Annotated in this window: 8 protein-coding genes; 1 reads left to right on the top strand and 7 read right to left on the bottom strand. The window is 71.0% G+C overall.

What is annotated here, in order from left to right:
- Nucleotides 1-93 precede the first annotated feature (93 nt).
- The 3 genes from BXA11_RS32865 to BXA11_RS32855 are packed head-to-tail and all read right to left on the bottom strand — an operon-like array spanning nucleotide 94 to nucleotide 2,327.
- Nucleotides 94-927 (bottom strand): hypothetical protein, encoded by an 834-nt coding sequence (locus tag BXA11_RS32865; protein WP_143734665.1) that lies wholly within the window; start codon nucleotides 925-927, stop codon nucleotides 94-96.
- Between the two features lie 41 nt (nucleotides 928-968).
- Nucleotides 969-1,733, bottom strand: coding sequence for an SDR family NAD(P)-dependent oxidoreductase (locus BXA11_RS32860; RefSeq protein WP_076440826.1), 765 nt, complete (start codon nucleotides 1,731-1,733; stop codon nucleotides 969-971).
- A 33-nt stretch (nucleotides 1,734-1,766) separates the two neighbouring features.
- Nucleotides 1,767-2,327, bottom strand: coding sequence for an NADPH-dependent FMN reductase (locus BXA11_RS32855; protein ID WP_030510240.1), 561 nt, complete (start codon nucleotides 2,325-2,327; stop codon nucleotides 1,767-1,769).
- Between the two features lie 89 nt (nucleotides 2,328-2,416).
- Between BXA11_RS32855 and BXA11_RS32850 the strand changes: the two genes are divergently transcribed.
- On the top strand, nucleotides 2,417-2,884 hold the full coding sequence (locus BXA11_RS32850) for a MarR family winged helix-turn-helix transcriptional regulator (RefSeq protein ID WP_030510239.1): 468 nt from the start codon (nucleotides 2,417-2,419) through the stop codon (nucleotides 2,882-2,884).
- Between the two features lie 9 nt (nucleotides 2,885-2,893).
- On the opposite strand, the gene BXA11_RS43460 is transcribed toward BXA11_RS32850, so the two are convergent.
- From BXA11_RS43460 to BXA11_RS45510, 4 genes are all read right to left on the bottom strand, one after another.
- Nucleotides 2,894-3,424 (bottom strand): hypothetical protein, encoded by a 531-nt coding sequence (locus tag BXA11_RS43460; protein WP_076440824.1) that lies wholly within the window; start codon nucleotides 3,422-3,424, stop codon nucleotides 2,894-2,896.
- 31 nt (nucleotides 3,425-3,455) lie between these two features.
- Nucleotides 3,456-9,926 carry an RHS repeat-associated core domain-containing protein gene (locus tag BXA11_RS45515; RefSeq protein ID WP_083744752.1) on the bottom strand — a complete coding sequence of 2,157 codons (6,471 nt, stop codon included), beginning with the start codon at nucleotides 9,924-9,926 and terminating at the stop codon, nucleotides 3,456-3,458.
- A gap of 101 nt (nucleotides 9,927-10,027) precedes the next feature.
- Nucleotides 10,028-13,738, bottom strand: coding sequence for a laminin G domain-containing protein (locus BXA11_RS32835; RefSeq protein ID WP_204053810.1), 3,711 nt, complete (start codon nucleotides 13,736-13,738; stop codon nucleotides 10,028-10,030).
- A gap of 368 nt (nucleotides 13,739-14,106) precedes the next feature.
- Complete coding sequence (locus BXA11_RS45510) at nucleotides 14,107-16,752, bottom strand: helix-turn-helix transcriptional regulator (protein WP_143734664.1); 2,646 nt, start codon at nucleotides 16,750-16,752, stop codon at nucleotides 14,107-14,109.
- Between the last annotated feature and the right edge of the window lie 42 nt (nucleotides 16,753-16,794).

Here is a 16,794-nt window from a genome sequence, read left to right as displayed (position 1 = left end):
CGAGCCGGGCAGGACCGGCCACCCTGGCGGCGCTCGCCCCGGCCTTCTCCGCGGTCCCGGCCCCGTCCCGGCCGATGCCGCTACCAGTGCATATCAGCTCCGCTGGTAGGTGACCTTCGTGCCGGGAAGGGTGAGCCGGACCTTGGTTCCCCATGACGAGAGACGCATGTCGGTGCGGGCGATCATCGCTCCCGTCGGGTAGTCCGGGTCGGCGAAGGTCGTGTAGAACCGGGTCGGCAGGCCCTTCCGGTCTGTCCACAACCGCCAGTGGACCTTCAGTGCGGCCTCTCGCCGGGAGGGCTTCATGTCAGGCTGCGCGCGCAGGGACGGCGAGGCCTTGTACAGCGTGCCCACGGTGATGGCGCCCTGATAAACACCGCCGGTCCGCTTGGTCGTGGTGGCCAGCAGCGCCTTGTACGTAGCCGGCTCGAAAACCGGCGGAACCGAGGAGAACGGGTTGCGGTCACTGGCCGTGAACCGCTCCTTCCACCAGGTCTTCCCGTCCGGCAACATTTTCTGGATCGGCCTTCCCGACTGGTACGTGTACCCACCTGCGGCGAGCAACCGCAGCTGCCCCCCGAGCTGTTTGGTCTTGACGGTGAGGTCGTACGCGGTCAACCCCGCCCCGCCGAGCCGCACGGCACCACGAATATCGGACGTCTCGAAGAGTTCCTTCCGTATGTGAACCCGGTGCACCTCGCTCACCTTCACCCAACGCTTGGCCGCCACCTGCGCTGTGAAAGCGGCCAGGGGATCGGCCGTCCGAGCCTCGGCCGGACCGGCCGGCCAGGAGACCAGGAACGCCGCAACCACACCCGCGGAAATCACCGAGCGCCTCATGCATTCACTCCCGAAGCCGGATTCCTCGGCTCGTCGGAGGCGCGAGGTCGTCGGCAGATTACCTGTTCTCGGTGAGGCGCCGCCCATCCCCTGACGCCGGGCGGCCGGGCGTCAGGGGAGGCGAGCGGCTACCAGGCGGTCGCGCCGCCGTCGACCGCGTAGTTGGCGCCCGTGATGTACGCCGCCCGGTCGGAGGCGAGGAAGGCCGCCAGCTCGACGATCTCCTCTGGCCGGCCGAAACGCTTGAGGAGCGTCTTGCGGGTTATCGCGTCCCTGGCCGCCTTGTTGTTGCCGAGGTCGCGGTCGCTGGCCGGGGTGAGGATCGGCCCGGGGCTGATCGCCACCGCGCGGATCCCGTGGCGCGCGCCTTCGAGCGCGAACTGCCGGGTCATGCCGATGACCCCGGCGTTCGCCGCGCTGTGCGCGACCATCGGCGGGACCTCACCGGCGATCATGCCGGCCATGGACGCGACGTTGATGATGACGCCGCCACCCCGCCGGACCAGGTGCGGCCATGCGAACTTCGACACGAAGAAGGGATTGTCGAGTTCGCTGGCGATGGTCATCCGCCAGTCCTCCACCGAGAAGTCCGGCACCGGCCCGAAGCGCGGCCTGGCCGCGTTGTTGTAGACGACGTCGAGCCCGCCGTAGGCCGCCACGGCGTCCTCGACCAGCTGCCGCGCCTGCTCCGGATCGGTGAGGTCGACGGGCGCGATGCCCGTCATGTCACCGCCGGCGCGGCGGACGAGTTCCACCGTCTCGTTGTTGGCGTCGACCTGGATGTCGCACCCGACGACCTTCGCGCCCTCCCGCGCGAAGGTCAGCGATGCGACCCGGCCCTGACCTCCGGCGGTGCCGGTGATCAGCACCACCTTGCCGTCAAGCGTTCCCACGGAGTTCCTCCTGATCCCCGAGTCGGCGCGAACTCAGCGGGCGCGCAGCGGCGCGAGCGCCGTGCTCCACGCCACGACCTGGTCCAACATCGCGGTGAGCGAGTCACGCTGGAATTCGTTGGGCGTGAACACGCTGAAGTCCTTGAAGTCGGTGAAGAGCGACAGCGCCACCTGAGCCCGCACGTCGGCCATCTGGAGCTCGCCGGCGATCAGGCGCAGGTGTTCCACCGCCCGGGTGCCGCCGACCGAGCCGTAGCTGACGAAGCCGACGGCCTTGTTGTTCCACTCGCCGTACAGGAAGTCGATGGCGTTCTTCAGTGCGCCCGACGTCGAGTGGTTGTATTCGGGCGTCACCATGACGAACCCGTCGAACGACGCGATCTTGTCGGCCCACGCCATGGTGTGCGGCTGGCTGTACTGGCCCAACGACGGCGGCAGCGCCTCATCGAGGTGCGGGAGCTTGTAGTCGAGCAGGTCCACAAGCTCGAACTCCGCGTCGGTCCGCTGCCCGGCGACCTGGTGCACCCAGCGGGCGACGGCCTCCCCGTTGCGTCCGGGGCGGGTGCTGCCGAGGATGATCCCGATTCTGGTCATGACGATCTCCACTTCCGCGAGAAATGATTGCTTCGCGAAGAAACCATATGAGGTACTTCGTTTGTGAAGCAAGCAAGTAGAATGTGGCCATGACCACATCGCAGCCGGTGCCGCCGGCGCAGCCGCTGACCTCCGAGGAGGAGGCGTTGATCCGCGCGCTGCCTCGCCTGATCTACGCGCTGCCCCGCGCCATCGACGCCGACATGGTGCGTGAACACCAGATGCCGCTCATCGAGTGGATCGCCCTGATGCGGCTGTCGGAGGCGCCGCAGCGGCGGATGAGGATGGGGGAGCTCGCGGTCGCCTGCGAGCTCTCCCTGAGTGGGATGACGCGCATCGTCTCCGTCCTGGAGCGGCAGGGCCTGGTCGACCGGGTCAGGTGCGACGACGACGCCCGCGGGTTCAACGCGGTCCTCACCGACGCCGGTCTCGCCCGCCTGGAACAGGCGTGGCCGAGCAACCTGGCCAGCGTGCGCCGGCACTTCCTCGACCACCTCGAGGGCGTCGATCTCGCCCGCCTCGCCCGTGCCATCCAGAACGTGGCGAGCAGCGCCTGACGTGACGGGTCACGGGTGGCAGCGGTCCGGGTCGGCGCGCAGGAAGGCGTCCCTGCTCGTCTTCACGGTCTCCTCGCCTCCCGCCCACGCCAGCACCTGCCCGCGGCCGAGACCCGCCAGGTCGGCCGTGGTGAACGGCACCCTGCTCCGCAGGCTCAGGTCGCCGGCGGTGCCGTTGACGGTGGCGATGTAGGGGACGCCCTCCTGCAGCGCGGTGAGGCTGTCGTCGGCGGACCGCCAGCCTTCGGGCGGCGGCTGGAAGAGCCGAATCTCGTTCACCGACCCGGTCCAGCCGCCGTTGTGCACGCTCCAGGTGACGAGCTCGCCGTCGTCGTCGGTGTCCTCAAGCACCGAGAAGTCGCTGGCGACGTAGCCGGGGCAGCCGCCGAGCAGCAGCCTGACCCCGCCGTCCTCGGCGCGCTCGACGGCGAGGACGCCCTTGGGCGCGGGCGCGGTGGAGTCGCACGCCGCGCCGAAGAAGGCCAGAGCGGCCAGCGCGACGGCGGTGCGCCCGCGCCCCGGCCTTCTTCCACGCGTCATCGTCTCCCTCTCCCTTCGGCTGCCTCCGAGCCTAGGTCCCCGGCAGGCGGTACTCGAGCGGCCGCCAGTTCGTGTAGCTGCCCCACCACAGGTTGGCCCCCACCTCGAAGGAATTGGTCGCCGCGGGACTTCCGGTCTCCCGCTGGGATTTGAAGGACTGGTAGCCGTACGCCGCGATGTAGGCGGTGGCGGTGCTGTAGCTCGCCCACTGCTCCGAGTGGACCGCCTCGTGCTTTTCGAGGTTGGGCCCATACTTGTCGGCCGTCTCCCGCCCGGCGACCCGCGCGATGTCGTCCCGGCGCTGCTTCTCGTCCCGCAGCCGGTTCTCGAAGTCCTTCTTCGAGTACGGGTAGAAGTGGACGTCCCCGACCGTCATCGGCTGGTCGCCTCCGGGGGAGCCGTTGTAGCAGACGTACTGCAGGGCGCGGCGCTCACAGGATCCGTCGCTGAACATCGTGTGGTAGCTCAGGGCCAGCTCGTTGGCGCCGTTCGTGTTGTTGCCCCAGTGGAACGGGTGGATGAGCAGGGCCTTGAACAGGTTGATCCCGTTCGAGTGGCAGAAGCATCCGCCGGGCGGCGCCTTCGGTGCCGGGCCCGGGGACGGGCTCGGCACCGGCCGGCTCTTCTTCTTCTTGTTCTTCCGATGCTCGGCGCCCTTGTCGGGGTCGACCTTGCCCGTCTTCGGGTCGTACCCGACGTCCGCCTGCGTCTCCTTGTCGCAGTACTTGAGGTCGTACTGGCAGGAGTTGGGCCGCGAGCCGACCTCCTCGCCCGTCGGGTCGCTGAACGTGACGGGGCTGTTGTTCCCGTACGAGTAGCCGTTGAGCGACTGGGCCTGGCCGGTGGACAGCACCGGGTCCACGCTCAGGAACCTGCCGACCACCGGGTCGTACATGCGGGCTCCGACGTAGGTGAGCCCGGTGGTGGCGTCGGCGGGCTTGCCGAGGAACCCCTTGTCGTCGGGCCACGCGCCGCCGACCGTGTTCCCGCGCGGCGCGCCGAACGGGGTGGTGAAGCGCTTGCTGATCGCCTGACCGGCCGCGTCGACCGACAGCGAGGAGGTGCCGTGCTGGTCGCCGGCGAGGAAGGAGACCGCGTTCTTCCCGCCCTGAGTGGTGCGCACCGCGATCACCTGCGTGTCCGAGGCGTAGAAGCGGCTGGCCCAGTTCGTGACCGCGCTGCCGGTCTTCTTCGAGTGGATCTCGGTGGCGCCGAGGTAGAGCACGCTCTCCCCGTCGCCCACCGCCCGGCGGATCAGCAGCCCGCCGTCGGCGTCGTACAGGTAGGCGGTCTTCTGCGTGCCCTGGGTGAGGGTCGCGATGCGGCCCTGCGCGTCCCAGGTCAGCACCTGGCCGTTGCGCCCGGTCGTGTTGCCGGACTTGTCGTAGGAGTAGGTGGCAGACGCGCCCGTGCAGGAGCCCGTCACGATCGCGGTGAGGGCGTGCCGCTTGGCGGTGTCGCCGTAGCAGTACGTCGAGGTGGTGGCGGTGGAGCCGCTGTAGCGCGTCTCCGTCGCCCGCAGGCCCGAGGCGTTGTAGGTGTAGGCCGTCCGGTACGGCGCGGCGCCGCCCAGCGTCTTGCCGGTGCAGTCGTCGGTGGCTGGCGTCCACGCCTCGGTCAGCCGCCGCTGCCCGTCATAGGTGAAGCACTGGATGTCGTTCTGTCCCGCGCCGTCCTGTGTGGGGGTGTCGGCGATCTCGGTGACGTTGCCCGCGTCGTCGTAGTGGTAGGCCAGATCCTGCGGCTTCACCGGCGTGGACTGGGTGGTGACGAAGGACCGCTTCAGCCGGTCGGTCCCCTCCTCGTAGGTGTTGTTGAGGAAGGTCTTCTTGGCCTCCGTGGCCCCCGACAGGCCGAGGGTGAACTGCAGGGGCTGGCCGAGCGCGTTGTAGTCGGCCTTCTGCAGGTAGTCGGTGGTGCCGGTCAGCCCGGTCACCTGCCCGGTCGGCGTGTAGGTGAGGCTGATCCTCTCCTCGGCCAGAGCGCCGGCCGCGGGCTCGGTGGAGCTCTTCAGCGTGCCGTCGAGGTTGTAGTCGCTGCCGAAGGTGTAGCTGGTCTTCGCCGCTCCGGACAGGACCATCGGGTCGTTCGGGTCGATGTCGATCTCGGTGCTGGTGGCGCGATACTGGCCGTCGTACGCCAGGACCTTCTTCGTGTACGCCTTGCCGGAGACGCCGCCGTCGTAACTGGTGGACGAGGTGAGCTGGCCCTTGGCCACGGTGTCGTACGTCCAGGCGGCCAGCTTGTTCGCGTCGGTGCGCGACCCCGACCAGAGCCCGGTCTTGCGGCCGAGCTCGTCGTAGCCGTACAGCAGGACCGTGCCGTTCGCGCCGGTGACGGTGTCGGTCTGGTCGAGCGCGGTGTAGCGGACGGTGCTCGCGCCCTTGTCGGGGTCGCCGATGCCGGTCTGCCTGGCGAACAGGTCGTAGGCGTAGGACCACTTCGCGCCGTCGGGAGCGGTGACGGTCAGTTCCTTGTCGTCGGCGCGGTAGGTGAAGGACGTGGAGGTGTACCCGCTGGAGGTCAGCGCGCCGTACTGGGTGTCGGCGGGGGAGGGTGAGTTGTACTCGCGCCGTTCGACCGTGCGGTCGAGCGCGTCGGTGATGGTCCGGGTCGCCGTGCCGCCGGTCGGCGCGCTGACGGCGGTGGAGTCGCCGGTGTAGGTCGTGGTGGTCGTCCACTTCTCCACGCCGTACGACAGGAACGTGCTGCGGATCTGCCGGCCGGCGCCGTCGAAGACGAGGTTCGCCTGCTTGGGCGCCTCGCCGTACTCCTCCCGGGTATAGGTGGCGTTCGGCGTCTGCTTGGAGTCGAAGATGTCGGCGTAGGTCTCGTAGGCGAGGCCGCGCGAGTCGTAACGGGTGTCGGTCAGCAGCCGCCCGCCGTTCGGGGTCGGCTTCTGCGTCTGCATGGGCCGCAGCAGCGAGTCGAAGATCTCGTACGACCAGCTGGCCGTGGTGGACGACTTGACGGTCGAGGTGCCGATGGCGGGCGCCTTGCCCCGCTCGTACACGTAGGAGTAGGCGTAGGTGGGGGTCTGCCCGCCGTCCTTGCTGCGGTCGGGCAGCCACACGCCGGTCAGCCTGCCGAGGGCGTCGTAGGTCTGCTCGGTCTTGCCGTTGTTCGGATCGTAGGTGCGCACCGGAAGGCCGCGCGTCCCGTCGAGGAACGTCGTCGCCTTCTGCTGCTTGGCGTTGGTCTCCACCGTCTTCGTGAGCACCCCGGCGCCGGTCGGCGTGTACGCCGTGGTGGTGGGGTTGCCGCCCGCGTCGGTCACGGTCAGCGGCCGGCCCAGCGTGTCGTAGGTGGTCGACCCGGTGCGCTGCCAGCCGGTCGGCGGGCGGTCGTCGCCGGTGACGGCCGACGGATAGCCGGTGGCCCGTCCCACCCACGTGGCGTCGCCCTTCACCGGCTTCTGGCTCGCCGACCACCCGGTCGCGGCGGTGTTGTCGTACACGGTGGCCGTGTCGGACAGCACGTCGCCAGGGGTGGCGGAGTCGGCGGGCAGCGACAGGTCGGCCTCCTTCACCGAGCAGGCGCGGCCGACCACGCGGGTGCGGGAGACCAGCGAGTTCAGGCCCTTGGCGTCGTCGCGGGCGTACCAGGTGCGGGTGCAGGTCTCGTCGCCGCTCTTCGCGGTGTCGCCCGTGCTGTCCTGACTGACCGCCATGCCGTACGAGTCGTACGTCGTGGAGGTGGTGACGGTGCGCCAGGTCTTGGGGACGGTCAGGTAGGTGTGCTCCGACGTCTTGCCCATGCGCACGTAGTAGGCCTCGGTGTCGGCGTACGACTTGTGCTGGGTGGCGGTCTTCGCCGACCAGGGGTCGTTGACGGTCACGTCGACCGGGTTCGACCCGTCGTAGGTGACCTCCTCGCGGGTGAAGCCGGCGTACTGCTCGGAGTCGGTGAGGTCGGGCACGTCGAGACCGGCGATGTCGAGGCCCGGCACGGTTGCGGCGCGCCGCTTGTCGGGGTCGACCGTCCTCGGGCTGGTGGACTTGAGCAGCCGGTCGCCGTTCATGCCCTGCAGGTAGACCGACACCGTCTTGGTGCGGGTGCCGTCGGCGTCGCCGACGTACGTGGTGACCTTCTGATAGCCCCGCCACAGCGACCAGGTGCGCTCGTCGGAGGGGGTGAACGGGCTGTCGTTGTAGCGCCAGCCGGGCGCGGAGTACTCGTAGGCGTACTCGACGAGCGGGTTGTACCCCGCCGGGTCGGCGATGTTCACCGCGAGCACGCGGTATTTGTTGAACCAGTCGATCGAGGCGTCGGTGGCGCCGTTGATGTGCCAGAACTGCGGATAGCAGGACAGCGCGTTGTCGTCCTCGCCCTTCGGCATGGTGGAGCCGCGCACGCATTCGGGCTCGTTGTAGCTGACCGTGGTGATCGCGCCGGTCTCCGAGGTGACCGTCTCGATGCGCGGCCTGGTCAAAGGCAGAATGTTGCCGCCGCCCGGCTGGGTGCCGCCGGCGACCCGGTTGGGCCGCATGGCGTAGGTGAACGAGACGGGGTCGAGCGTCATCGGCGTGTCGGCGGCGGAGCCCGTCCGCACGATCGACATCAGCGACAGCGTCTGGTCGGCGGAGCTGCCGATGTCGCCGCCGTCCAGGTACTTCTGCGTGAACGCCCAGGAGTCGACCGGCTTGTACGCGGTGCCGGACAGGACGCTCGTCTCGATCTTCACCAGGCGCTTGCGGCTGAAGAAGGCCGGGCTCTCGGCGTGGCAGTCGTCCTTGTCGGCGTCCTTCTTGCAGATGGCGTCGAAGGGGACGTCGGGCCAGTTCTCGGCGGTGTCCTTGGTGAGACTGCCGCAGTCGGAGGCCGTGCAGCGCTCGGCGTAGGAGAAGGCGACCTTGTAGGGCGCGTCCACGGTGAACAGCGTGTCGGACCGCTGCCCGTAGAGGATCTTGTCGAGGTAGCCGCCGCGGATGTAGGAGGTGGCCGCGGTGGCCGACTTGTTCTTCCGGTAGTAGTTGGTCTCCGCCGTGTACCAGTACGTCATGGCGTTGCCGTGGGTGTCCTCGGCGTAGTCGAGGTTCCACCGCCACGCCTGGGTGACGGAGCGGTCGGCGAAGGCGTCGCCCTTGCTGTAACCGGGCTCACCGGAGTCGTCGCCGTAGACGGGGACCGTGAACACCGAGTTGGTTCGCTGGCTGCCCGCGCCGCTCAGCTTGTTCAGGCCGAAGACGTACTTGGTGCCGTCGCCGGTGACGACGGTCCAGTACTCGCCGTCGTCGTCGCCGTTGTCGGCGCCCGTGGAGTGGGTGACCGTGGAGGCGTCGTCGTTCTTCAGCCGCCACTTGCCGCTGGTGTCGTCCTTGACCAGCTCGGTGGACTTGCCGTTGAGGACGAGCGAGGCGTTGTCGTACTTCCAGCACAGGTCGTACTGCTTGTCGTGGCCGTCCTCGTCGCAGTTGCCGAACTGGCGGTCGATGTAGGAGGTGGCGGCGGTGTCGAAGCCCTCGCCGATCGAGGTGCCCTGGTTGTTGGTGGTGGAGGTGCGCCCGTCCACGCTGCCCGAGTCGTACGACAGGTCGAGCGCGGGCGCCGGTCCCGCCGCCGGCTCCACCGGGGCGATCGGGTAGGACCAGGTGAAGGAGCCGGAGTTGCCGCCCGCCTGCCACGTGGACGACGCGGCGAGCGGGGTGGCGGCGTAGTTGCCGCTGCCGTCGGCCGCCTCGCCTCCCTCACCGGGGGTGTCTGCGGTCAGGGCCAGCACGGCCGGCGCGGCGTCGAACGTGACCGGCGCCGAGAGGGTCTGCGTCGTGGCCGAGTTGCCGGTGTCCAGCGGGGTCCGCGTGCGGCACTCCTCCCGCTCCGGGGTGGTCGCGGCACAGGCGGGCAGCCGGACCAGGCGCAGCCGGCCGCTCCACCCGCCGCCGTACGCGGAGGCGAAGGCGGCGTAGCCGACGCTCAGCGTCGCGGTGCCGGGGGCCTGCGCCGATGCGGTCAGCAGCACGCCGTCCACGCCGGCCGCTTCGGCGGCGGCGCGGTCGAGCACCCGCACGCGGGCCGTCCGCGAACCGGCGGCCTGCGCCTCCGGGGAGTCCGCGGTGCCGGGGACGGCCTGATCCGTGGCCTGAGTGGTGGCTTGGTCCGTGGCCTGGGCGGTGGCCTGGGTGGCGGCCGGCGCCGCACTGTCAGAGGCGGCGCTGTCCAGGCTCACCGGGAGCCCGCCCACGCTGACGCTCCGCGCGCCGCCGATCGGCACGTCGGCCTCGGCGGCGCTCGGCCACCGGGCGGCCTCGCGCTCCTTGGCGGCCCGGTCGGCGGCGGCGTCGTTGCGTGCCCTGGACGCGGCGACCCGCTCCCTGGCCTCCTTCGCCCCGCTCGCGTCCATCGCCCTGACCTTGCTGGACCGTTGCTTCTGCACGGGAGGGGCGCCGGGCGGGCCCTGTTCCGCGGAGACAGCGGCGGCCGAGGCCGCCGTCACCCCGACGGGTAACGAGATCACCACCGCCAGCGCGGCCACCAGGGCAGCACGTATTCCGGGCCGTCGCATGACCCAACCTCCTCGAGAGGAAACGAGAGAACCCGCGGACCAGCCGGGGGAAGATGCGGGGGAGCCGCGGGGACCGGCGGCTCGCCGGTCCCCGGACTCCGTCAGTCGCCGATGACGGCGTCCATCTGGTCGGAATCGGCCATGGCGCCCGCCCACAGCCGCAGATCGGTGATCCTCGCGGGGAGGAAGTGACCCCAGGAGGTCGCGCTGAAGCCCTTGCCGGCCGCGAAGTCGCCCGACCCGGGCACGGCGGTGTAGGCCATGTCGAGGTCGTTCTGCTCGTGGCCCACGTAGAGCCGCACCACGCGCCCGTTCGCCGCCAGGGCGTCGTACACGCCGGTCAGGCGGACCGGGCTGTCCAGGCTGGCAGGCGTGTCGGAGCTCACCCAGGTCTTCGTGCCGTCCTTGCCGACCCGGCCGAAGCGCCAGAAGCCGACCGGGACGCTGACCTCGTTGCCGTCGTCGTCGAGCTGCGTCTCCTTGCCGGTCAGCTCGAACCACAGGCCCCACGACGACCCGTCGGCGGTGCGCTGCCCGGCCACCTGGCCGACGGTCCCGATCGGCTTCTCCAGGATCTTGTCCCGGCCGAGCTCGACCTTCGCGGTGACCGTGAACGAGCCCAGGTCGTCCACGACCGGGCCCGCGGTGGTGGCGGCGTCGTCCACGCCGTCGAGCACCAGGCCCTCGCCGTCCAGCGACGCGCCGCCGGCCAGCGCCAGCGCCCGGCCGTACCCCGACAGCGAGTCGGGCACCTGCGTCCCCGCGACGCCCGCAGGGTCCCAGTCGGCCACCAGCTCGACGTCGTTGCGGCCGGACGCCGGCGACTCCGACCGCGCCTCCGTCGCGACCTCCTCAGGGGTCAGGACCCGCTGCCAGGCGGCGACCTCGTCGATCGAGCCGGGGAAGTAGAACTGGAAGACGTTGGCCCACTTGTAGCGGCCGATCTCGAACGGCCCGGTGGCCGACCACAGGCCGGAGACGGTCGCGGTGCCCTGCGGCACGCCGTTGACGTAGAAGCTGAGCTTCTGCGTCGCCGGGTCGTAGGTGCCGGCCAGGTGGGTCCAGACGTTCGCCCTGGACGTGCCGTTCTTGCCGCAGACCCCGAAGTAGGCCTTGCCCGTCGCCTCGTCCTTCTCCTTCACACCGAAGCAGAAGGCGCCGTAGTCCTTCTCGTGCCAGAGCAGGAAGGGGCTGTAGCCGCCCGAGCCGTCCTGCGACAGCACGATGCCGTCGTCGCTCACCTTGTCCAGCCGCACCCAGGCGGAGACCGTGTAGGCCGACCGGGTCTCCAGGACGGGCCCGGACGTCGCGGCGTACGCCGACGTGCCGTTCAGGCCCAACCCCTGGTCGACCTTCGGGGTGTCCAGTGCCGTGCCGGCGTCGTCGTACCAGACCTCGCCGCGGCGTCCCCGGGCGTCCCGTACGGCGCCGCCGGAGAGCGTGGCGTCGTGATGCCCGCTGCCCCGGTCGACGGCGACGCCGGAGCCCTCGTCGAAGTGCCACCTGCCGACCGGGCCCGCGCCCGCGGCGACCAGGAAGTCGACGACCGTGGTCGCGCCGTATCTGCCGACGTTGTCCTTGGCCCGCACGTACAGGCTGTACGTCCCGGCGGCCGGGGGAGTGATCACTGCTTTCGCCGTGGCGCCCGTGACGTCGGACGACCAGGTCGAGCTCGTGGACGCGCGGTACTGGTAGGCGACGTTGTTGGCGTCGCCGGACGCCGGGCCGAAGGAGACGGTCGTGCTCTGCCCCGGACCGCCGGCCGGTGCGCAGCTCGTGGCGGTGCAGGCGGTGTACGGCGCGCCGAGCGTGACCACCGGCGCCTTGGGCGCGGTCGGGTCGACCTTGAAGTAGCACCAGCCGGCGCTCAGGTAGCTGCTGGTCCCGGCCAGCCACTTGGTGTAGTTGCTGTAGTAGGAGCGCGTCCACGAGTCGTAGCGGTAGAGCACGCCCTCCGACAGCGTCGGGGCGTCGGCGGTCACCTTGACGTTGTCGCCCACGTGTCCGGTCGTCGGCCGCTCGATGGTGGAGAAGGCCTGCGTCCAGGTGCCGTCGGCGTTCTTCTTCTGCACGTAGAACGCGCCCCGCAGCATCGCGCCGGACTCGCCGCCCGCGAGGGTCTGGGGCGTGTTCGCCATGGTGGGGGTGGGGTCGGAGACGACCGCGGGCGCCGACTCCTTGGTCTCGCAGACGGTGCCCGAGCCGGTGACGAGGCCGACCCCGGTCGGCACCCCGGGCATGCCCACGTAGTCGACGACGAGCACGGCGTCGTTCCTGAACCGCTTCCAGGCGGAGGTGTCGCCCTCGTCGTGCGCGCGCAGCTCCAGCGTGAGCTTGGAGAACTTGCCCGCCGCGAAGTCCTTCACGGTCGGGGTCAGGTTCTCGTTCGTCTCGTCGGGGTTGTCCTTGAACTCGATCGGCGCGGCCGGCTCGTCGGGATCGCACGCCGAGCCGCGGCCGGCCGACACGTTGCGGTCCACCATCCAGTCGAGCTCCTTGGGGCGGCCCGACCAGGTGGTGGACGAGGTGAAGTTGTTCGTACGGACGAGGTCCACCCAGCGGGGGCTGCACTGGAACGCCCAGGGCTCGGTGACGCGGAACGCCGCGCTCAGCACCTGCTTGCCCTTGAGGCTCGCGGGGGAGAACTGGAAGTACAGCCGCTGGGTGTATCCGGGCCCGCAGTAGTAGCCGTTCCAGGTGCCGCAGTGGCCGACGCCCTCGCCCTGGTTGTTGCTGCCGTTGCCCCAGTTGTACGACTTGTAGCCGTCCGAGCGCAGCAGCGTCCGGTCGGTCTCCCCCCAGGTCACGGTCGGGTCGATGTAGACGGGATAGGCCGACTCGTCCTTCTGGCGCAGCAGGCCGGCGTCGGGCACGAGGGTGAGCGTGTCCTTGCCGACCTCGATCGGCAGCTCGGCGTGCCCCGCTCCGGGAGCGGGACCGTCGGCGGCCTGCCCCTCGGCCGGAGAACCTTCCGAAGGGGGTGACGCCGGCTCCGGCGAGCCGTCCGCGGGCGCGCCCTGGGGAGCGCCGCCCTTCGCGGACGAGGTGGAGGCGGCCGACGGGGCCGGGGAGGACGGGGCCGAGGAGGACGGCGCGGCGGGGGCGCCGGCCGTTCCGGGCTGCCCTGCCGCGGGGTCCCCGGTGGAGTCCCACATCGCGGCGGGGGGCGAGGTGAAGACCTCGGTGGCGTTGCCGTCGGTCGCGGACATGCCGCCGTCCGCGGTCTGCTCCACCTTGAGCCCGGACGACTTCACGGCGTACCGGATCTTCGCGAGCGCGGGGTTGTCCGCGGCCTGCGGAGTCTTGACGATCAGAACCTGCCGGAAGCCCTCGGTCGTCGCGGTCATCCTGAGGTCGACGTCCGGCAGCACGTCCGGGTAGGTGGCGTTCGGGCCGTCCAGCACCGGCTCCGGCAGGGTTCCCGGCCAGCCCAGCGCGAGGGTCCGGCCGTCGCGGTTCATGGTGACGAGGTTCCCGCCGTCGCCGCCTCCGGAGAAGGAGACGCCCACGGCGGCCGCGACCGGCCCCACGCTTCCGTCGGCGCGCCGCTCCAGCGTCGCGTCGGGTGACACCCACGCCCCGTCCGCTCCCTTGACCCGGACGGGGGCGGTGGACTGCTCAAGCCGGAACGACTCGCCGTCCGGATTGGCATATGTGGTGGTGAACTCGGTCCGAGCGTCGGTCACCTCGACCGGTTCCCGGATCTCGGCCGCGCGCTTCAGTGCCTGCTGCCAGCCGTCCAGCAGGCCCGTGTCGGATCCCGTCCGACCTTCCTGTGCCGCCATCGCGGCCGGGGGTGCCCCGGTTCCCACCAGTACACCCGCCACGACCACGGCAGTGAGCGCACGCCAACTCCGCAGTCCGGGAAGCCTAAACATGGGTTATCTCCCGTACGAAATCCGCAAGATCGCCCACATTAAACGTTTACCGTAACCGCCTGTCAACGAAATCTTTTCGCCCATTGAGGAGTTAAGTCATGTTCTCCACATAAAGGGAAAATAAGTGATATTAGGTCGGTAAGTCAGACAAGTTGACACTGCGAAGCACGCGATGTGCGTCGGTGTGCCAGACCTCCGCGATGGATGTCGTGCTATGGAGAGCAGGCACTCACGATGAGTGACGGGGCGCGCGGCGGCCCGGCCGGCCCGCGTGTCCGCGTCGCGGGCCGCCGGCCGGTGTCTCAGTGGTCGTGTTCGCGGCGCAGCGCCGCCAGCTCGGTGCGGTTCGCCACGCCGAGCTTCGCGTACACGTGCGCCAGATGGGTCTTGACCGTGCTGCGGCTCATGAACAGCCGGTCACCGATTTCGGGGTTGGACAGGCCCGCCACGGCCAGCCGTACGACCTCCTGCTCCGCGGGGGTGAGGCTGGCCCAGCCGGAGGCGGGACGGCGGCGTCCGCCGTGCGCGCGGCGGGTGAAGGCGATGGCCTCCTCCAGCTCCATCCGGCGGCCCTCCGGATCGGACGGGACGCTCGGCCGATGCGGCCGGGGGTAGCCGAGCTCCTCCCTGGCCCGATCGCACGCGCCCATGATCCGGGCGCCGGTGGTGGCGTCGGCCAGCGCTGCCAGGGCCTCGAGACTGTCCACGCAGGCCAGGCGGAGGCCGTTGGCGGCGCGCAGGCGCAGGGCCTCCAGATGCAGAGCGACGGCGCGCGCCTCGTCGAGGAACGCCTGCTGCTCCAGAGCTTCGGCGATCAGGCGCGGCATCCCCAGAGCCTCGGCGGCATCGAGGCCGGCCGCGCAGGCGCGGGCCGCGCCCTCCGGGTCGCCGCCCTGCCGCAGCGCCGCCGCCAGGGCGATGCGGGTCTCCGGGGTCAGCAGCTCGTCCGGCTGCTCGCCGCCGCGCCAGGCCGTCTCGCTCCTGAACCATTCGGCCGCCCGCACCGGTTCGCGCCTGCTCAGGCAGAGCCGCCCGATCGTCAACGCGAGCCTCGGCACGAAGGGAGCCGAGGGCGCCTGGTCCACCAGCCGGATGACCGGGTCAAGGGCGAGCTCGGCGGCCTTGTCGTCGCCTTGCAGATGGCACACACCGGCGAGGACGGCGCGCGCCGTGCCGGCACGGTGGTAGTCGGCGAGAGGGGCGGCGACCTCGACCGCCTGCTCCGCCAGTGCTCTGGCCCGGTGCAGCTCGCCGAGACAGGCGTTGCCGAGGGCCATCAGGCCGAGCGCCAGCGCCGCCACGCCGCGGTCGCCCCGCCGCAGCAGGCCGCGGACCGGCGTCTCCAGCTCCGCCAGCGCCTGGCGATGCTCCTCCCTCATGTGGTGGACCAGGCCGACCAGGACCTGAGCGGCGTCGGCGACGAAGGCGTCGCCGGCCGCGACGGCCTCCTCGTGGACGGCGGCGGCCCGCACCCGCGCCTCGTCAGGAGAGGTGAGCAGCAAGCCGATGGCGCTGAGAGACCCCGCCAGGCAGGCGGTGCGCAGATCGCCGTGGTCGAGCGCCATGGCACGGGCGGCGTCGGCCGCGTCGAACTCCAGCCCGGCCGGGTGCGTAGTGTCGGCGACGAGCGCGAGACCGGTGAGGACCCGGGCCTGCAGCGCGCTGTGCTCGCCGGCGCCCCGCTCGGCCGCCAGCCGGAGCAGTCCCAGGCCCTCCCCGAGCCGGCCTTCCAGGTGCCACAGCCAGGCCAGCCCGGCCGCCAGGCGGCGAGCCTGATCCGGGCGGTCGCCGGACAGACCCCATTCGAGCGCCGCGCGCAGGTTGGGATACTCCTCGCGCATCGTGGCCCGCCAGGTGTCCTTGTCGCTGTCCAGCAGCGGGGCGGCCTCCCGGACCAGGGCCAGGAAGACGGCCAGGTGGCGGTCGCGTACGGCGGTCAGCTCACCCGCCTCGGCGAGCCGCTCCCACGCGTACCGCCTGACCGAGGACAGCATCCGGTAGCGGGTGACGCCCATGCGGGTCTCGGCCAGCAGCAGCGACTTGTCGATCAGCCGGCGCAGGCCCGTGAGCAACTCCACACGGCCATGGCCGTCCAGCACGCCCTCGGCGACGGCGAGGGTGAAGCCCGGCTCGAACACGCCCAGCCGGCGGAACAGCACCTGGTCGCGCTCCTGAAGCAGGTCGTGGCTCCAGGCCATGGACGCCGCCAGCGTACGGTGCCGCGGCGGAGCCCCCTGGTGGCCGGCGACCAGGATCGAGAACCGGTCGTCCAGCTCGGCGCCGATCTCCTGAGGCGTCAGCGTGCCGGTCCAGGCGGCGGCCAGCTCCAGCGCGAGAGGGATGCCGTCGAGCCGGGCGCAGATGTCGCGCACCGCGGTCAGCGCCTCCTCGGTGCGCGGCACGTCGTGGCCCCGATCGAGGAAGAGGGCGACCGCGTCGTTCGCGTCCAGGGGCGGGACCCGCCAGACCATCTCGCCGGGCAGGCCGAGCGGCTCCCGGCTGGTCGCCAGGACGGTGACGTGCGGGCAGTGGCGCAGCAGGCCCGCGACCACGCCGGCGACGCCGTCCAGCAGGTGCTCGCAGTTGTCCAGCACCAGGAGCAGCTCCCGCTCGCGCAGCTGCCTGGACAGGGCGGCGGTCTCGTCCGAGTCGCCGGCCAGGAGCACCCGCAGGACCGTCGCGACGAGGCGCGGCACCGCCGCCGGGTCGGTCTCCTGCGCGAGATCCACCCACCACACGCCGTCGCGCGGCGGACGCGCCGGCCGCCCGGCGAGCCGGGCCGCCAGCCGGGTCTTGCCGCAGCCTCCCGCGCCGGTCAGGGTGACCAGCCGGGCCTCGCCCAGGGCCTGCCCGATCATGTGCAACTCGGCCCGGCGGCCGGCGAACGAGGTCAGCTCCGGCGGCGGAGCGCCGTTGTCGGCCAGGCCCGCATCTGGCATATCGGCCATCTGGCCGATGTTAGCCACTGCCGCCCCGGCAAGACTCGCCTC

The organism is Microbispora rosea, assembly GCF_900156315.1.
GTDB classification, from domain to species: Bacteria; Actinomycetota; Actinomycetes; order Streptosporangiales; family Streptosporangiaceae; genus Microbispora; species Microbispora rosea.
The sequence above is the reverse complement of the archived record's forward strand: the minus strand, read 5'-3'. Positions and strand labels throughout refer to the sequence as shown.

What these genes read in the sequence shown, in the direction of transcription:
- BXA11_RS45515 (WP_083744752.1), bottom strand. Translation starts at nt 9,926, where the DNA reads ATGCGACGGCCCGGAATACGTGCTGCCCTGGTGGCCGCGCTGGCGGTG.
- BXA11_RS32850 (WP_030510239.1), top strand. Translation starts at nt 2,417, where the DNA reads ATGACCACATCGCAGCCGGTGCCGCCGGCGCAGCCGCTGACCTCCGAG.
- BXA11_RS43460 (WP_076440824.1), bottom strand. Translation starts at nt 3,424, where the DNA reads ATGACGCGTGGAAGAAGGCCGGGGCGCGGGCGCACCGCCGTCGCGCTG.
- BXA11_RS45510 (WP_143734664.1), bottom strand. Translation starts at nt 16,752, where the DNA reads ATGGCCGATATGCCAGATGCGGGCCTGGCCGACAACGGCGCTCCGCCG.
- BXA11_RS32855 (WP_030510240.1), bottom strand. Translation starts at nt 2,327, where the DNA reads ATGACCAGAATCGGGATCATCCTCGGCAGCACCCGCCCCGGACGCAAC.
- BXA11_RS32865 (WP_143734665.1), bottom strand. Translation starts at nt 927, where the DNA reads ATGGGCGGCGCCTCACCGAGAACAGGTAATCTGCCGACGACCTCGCGC.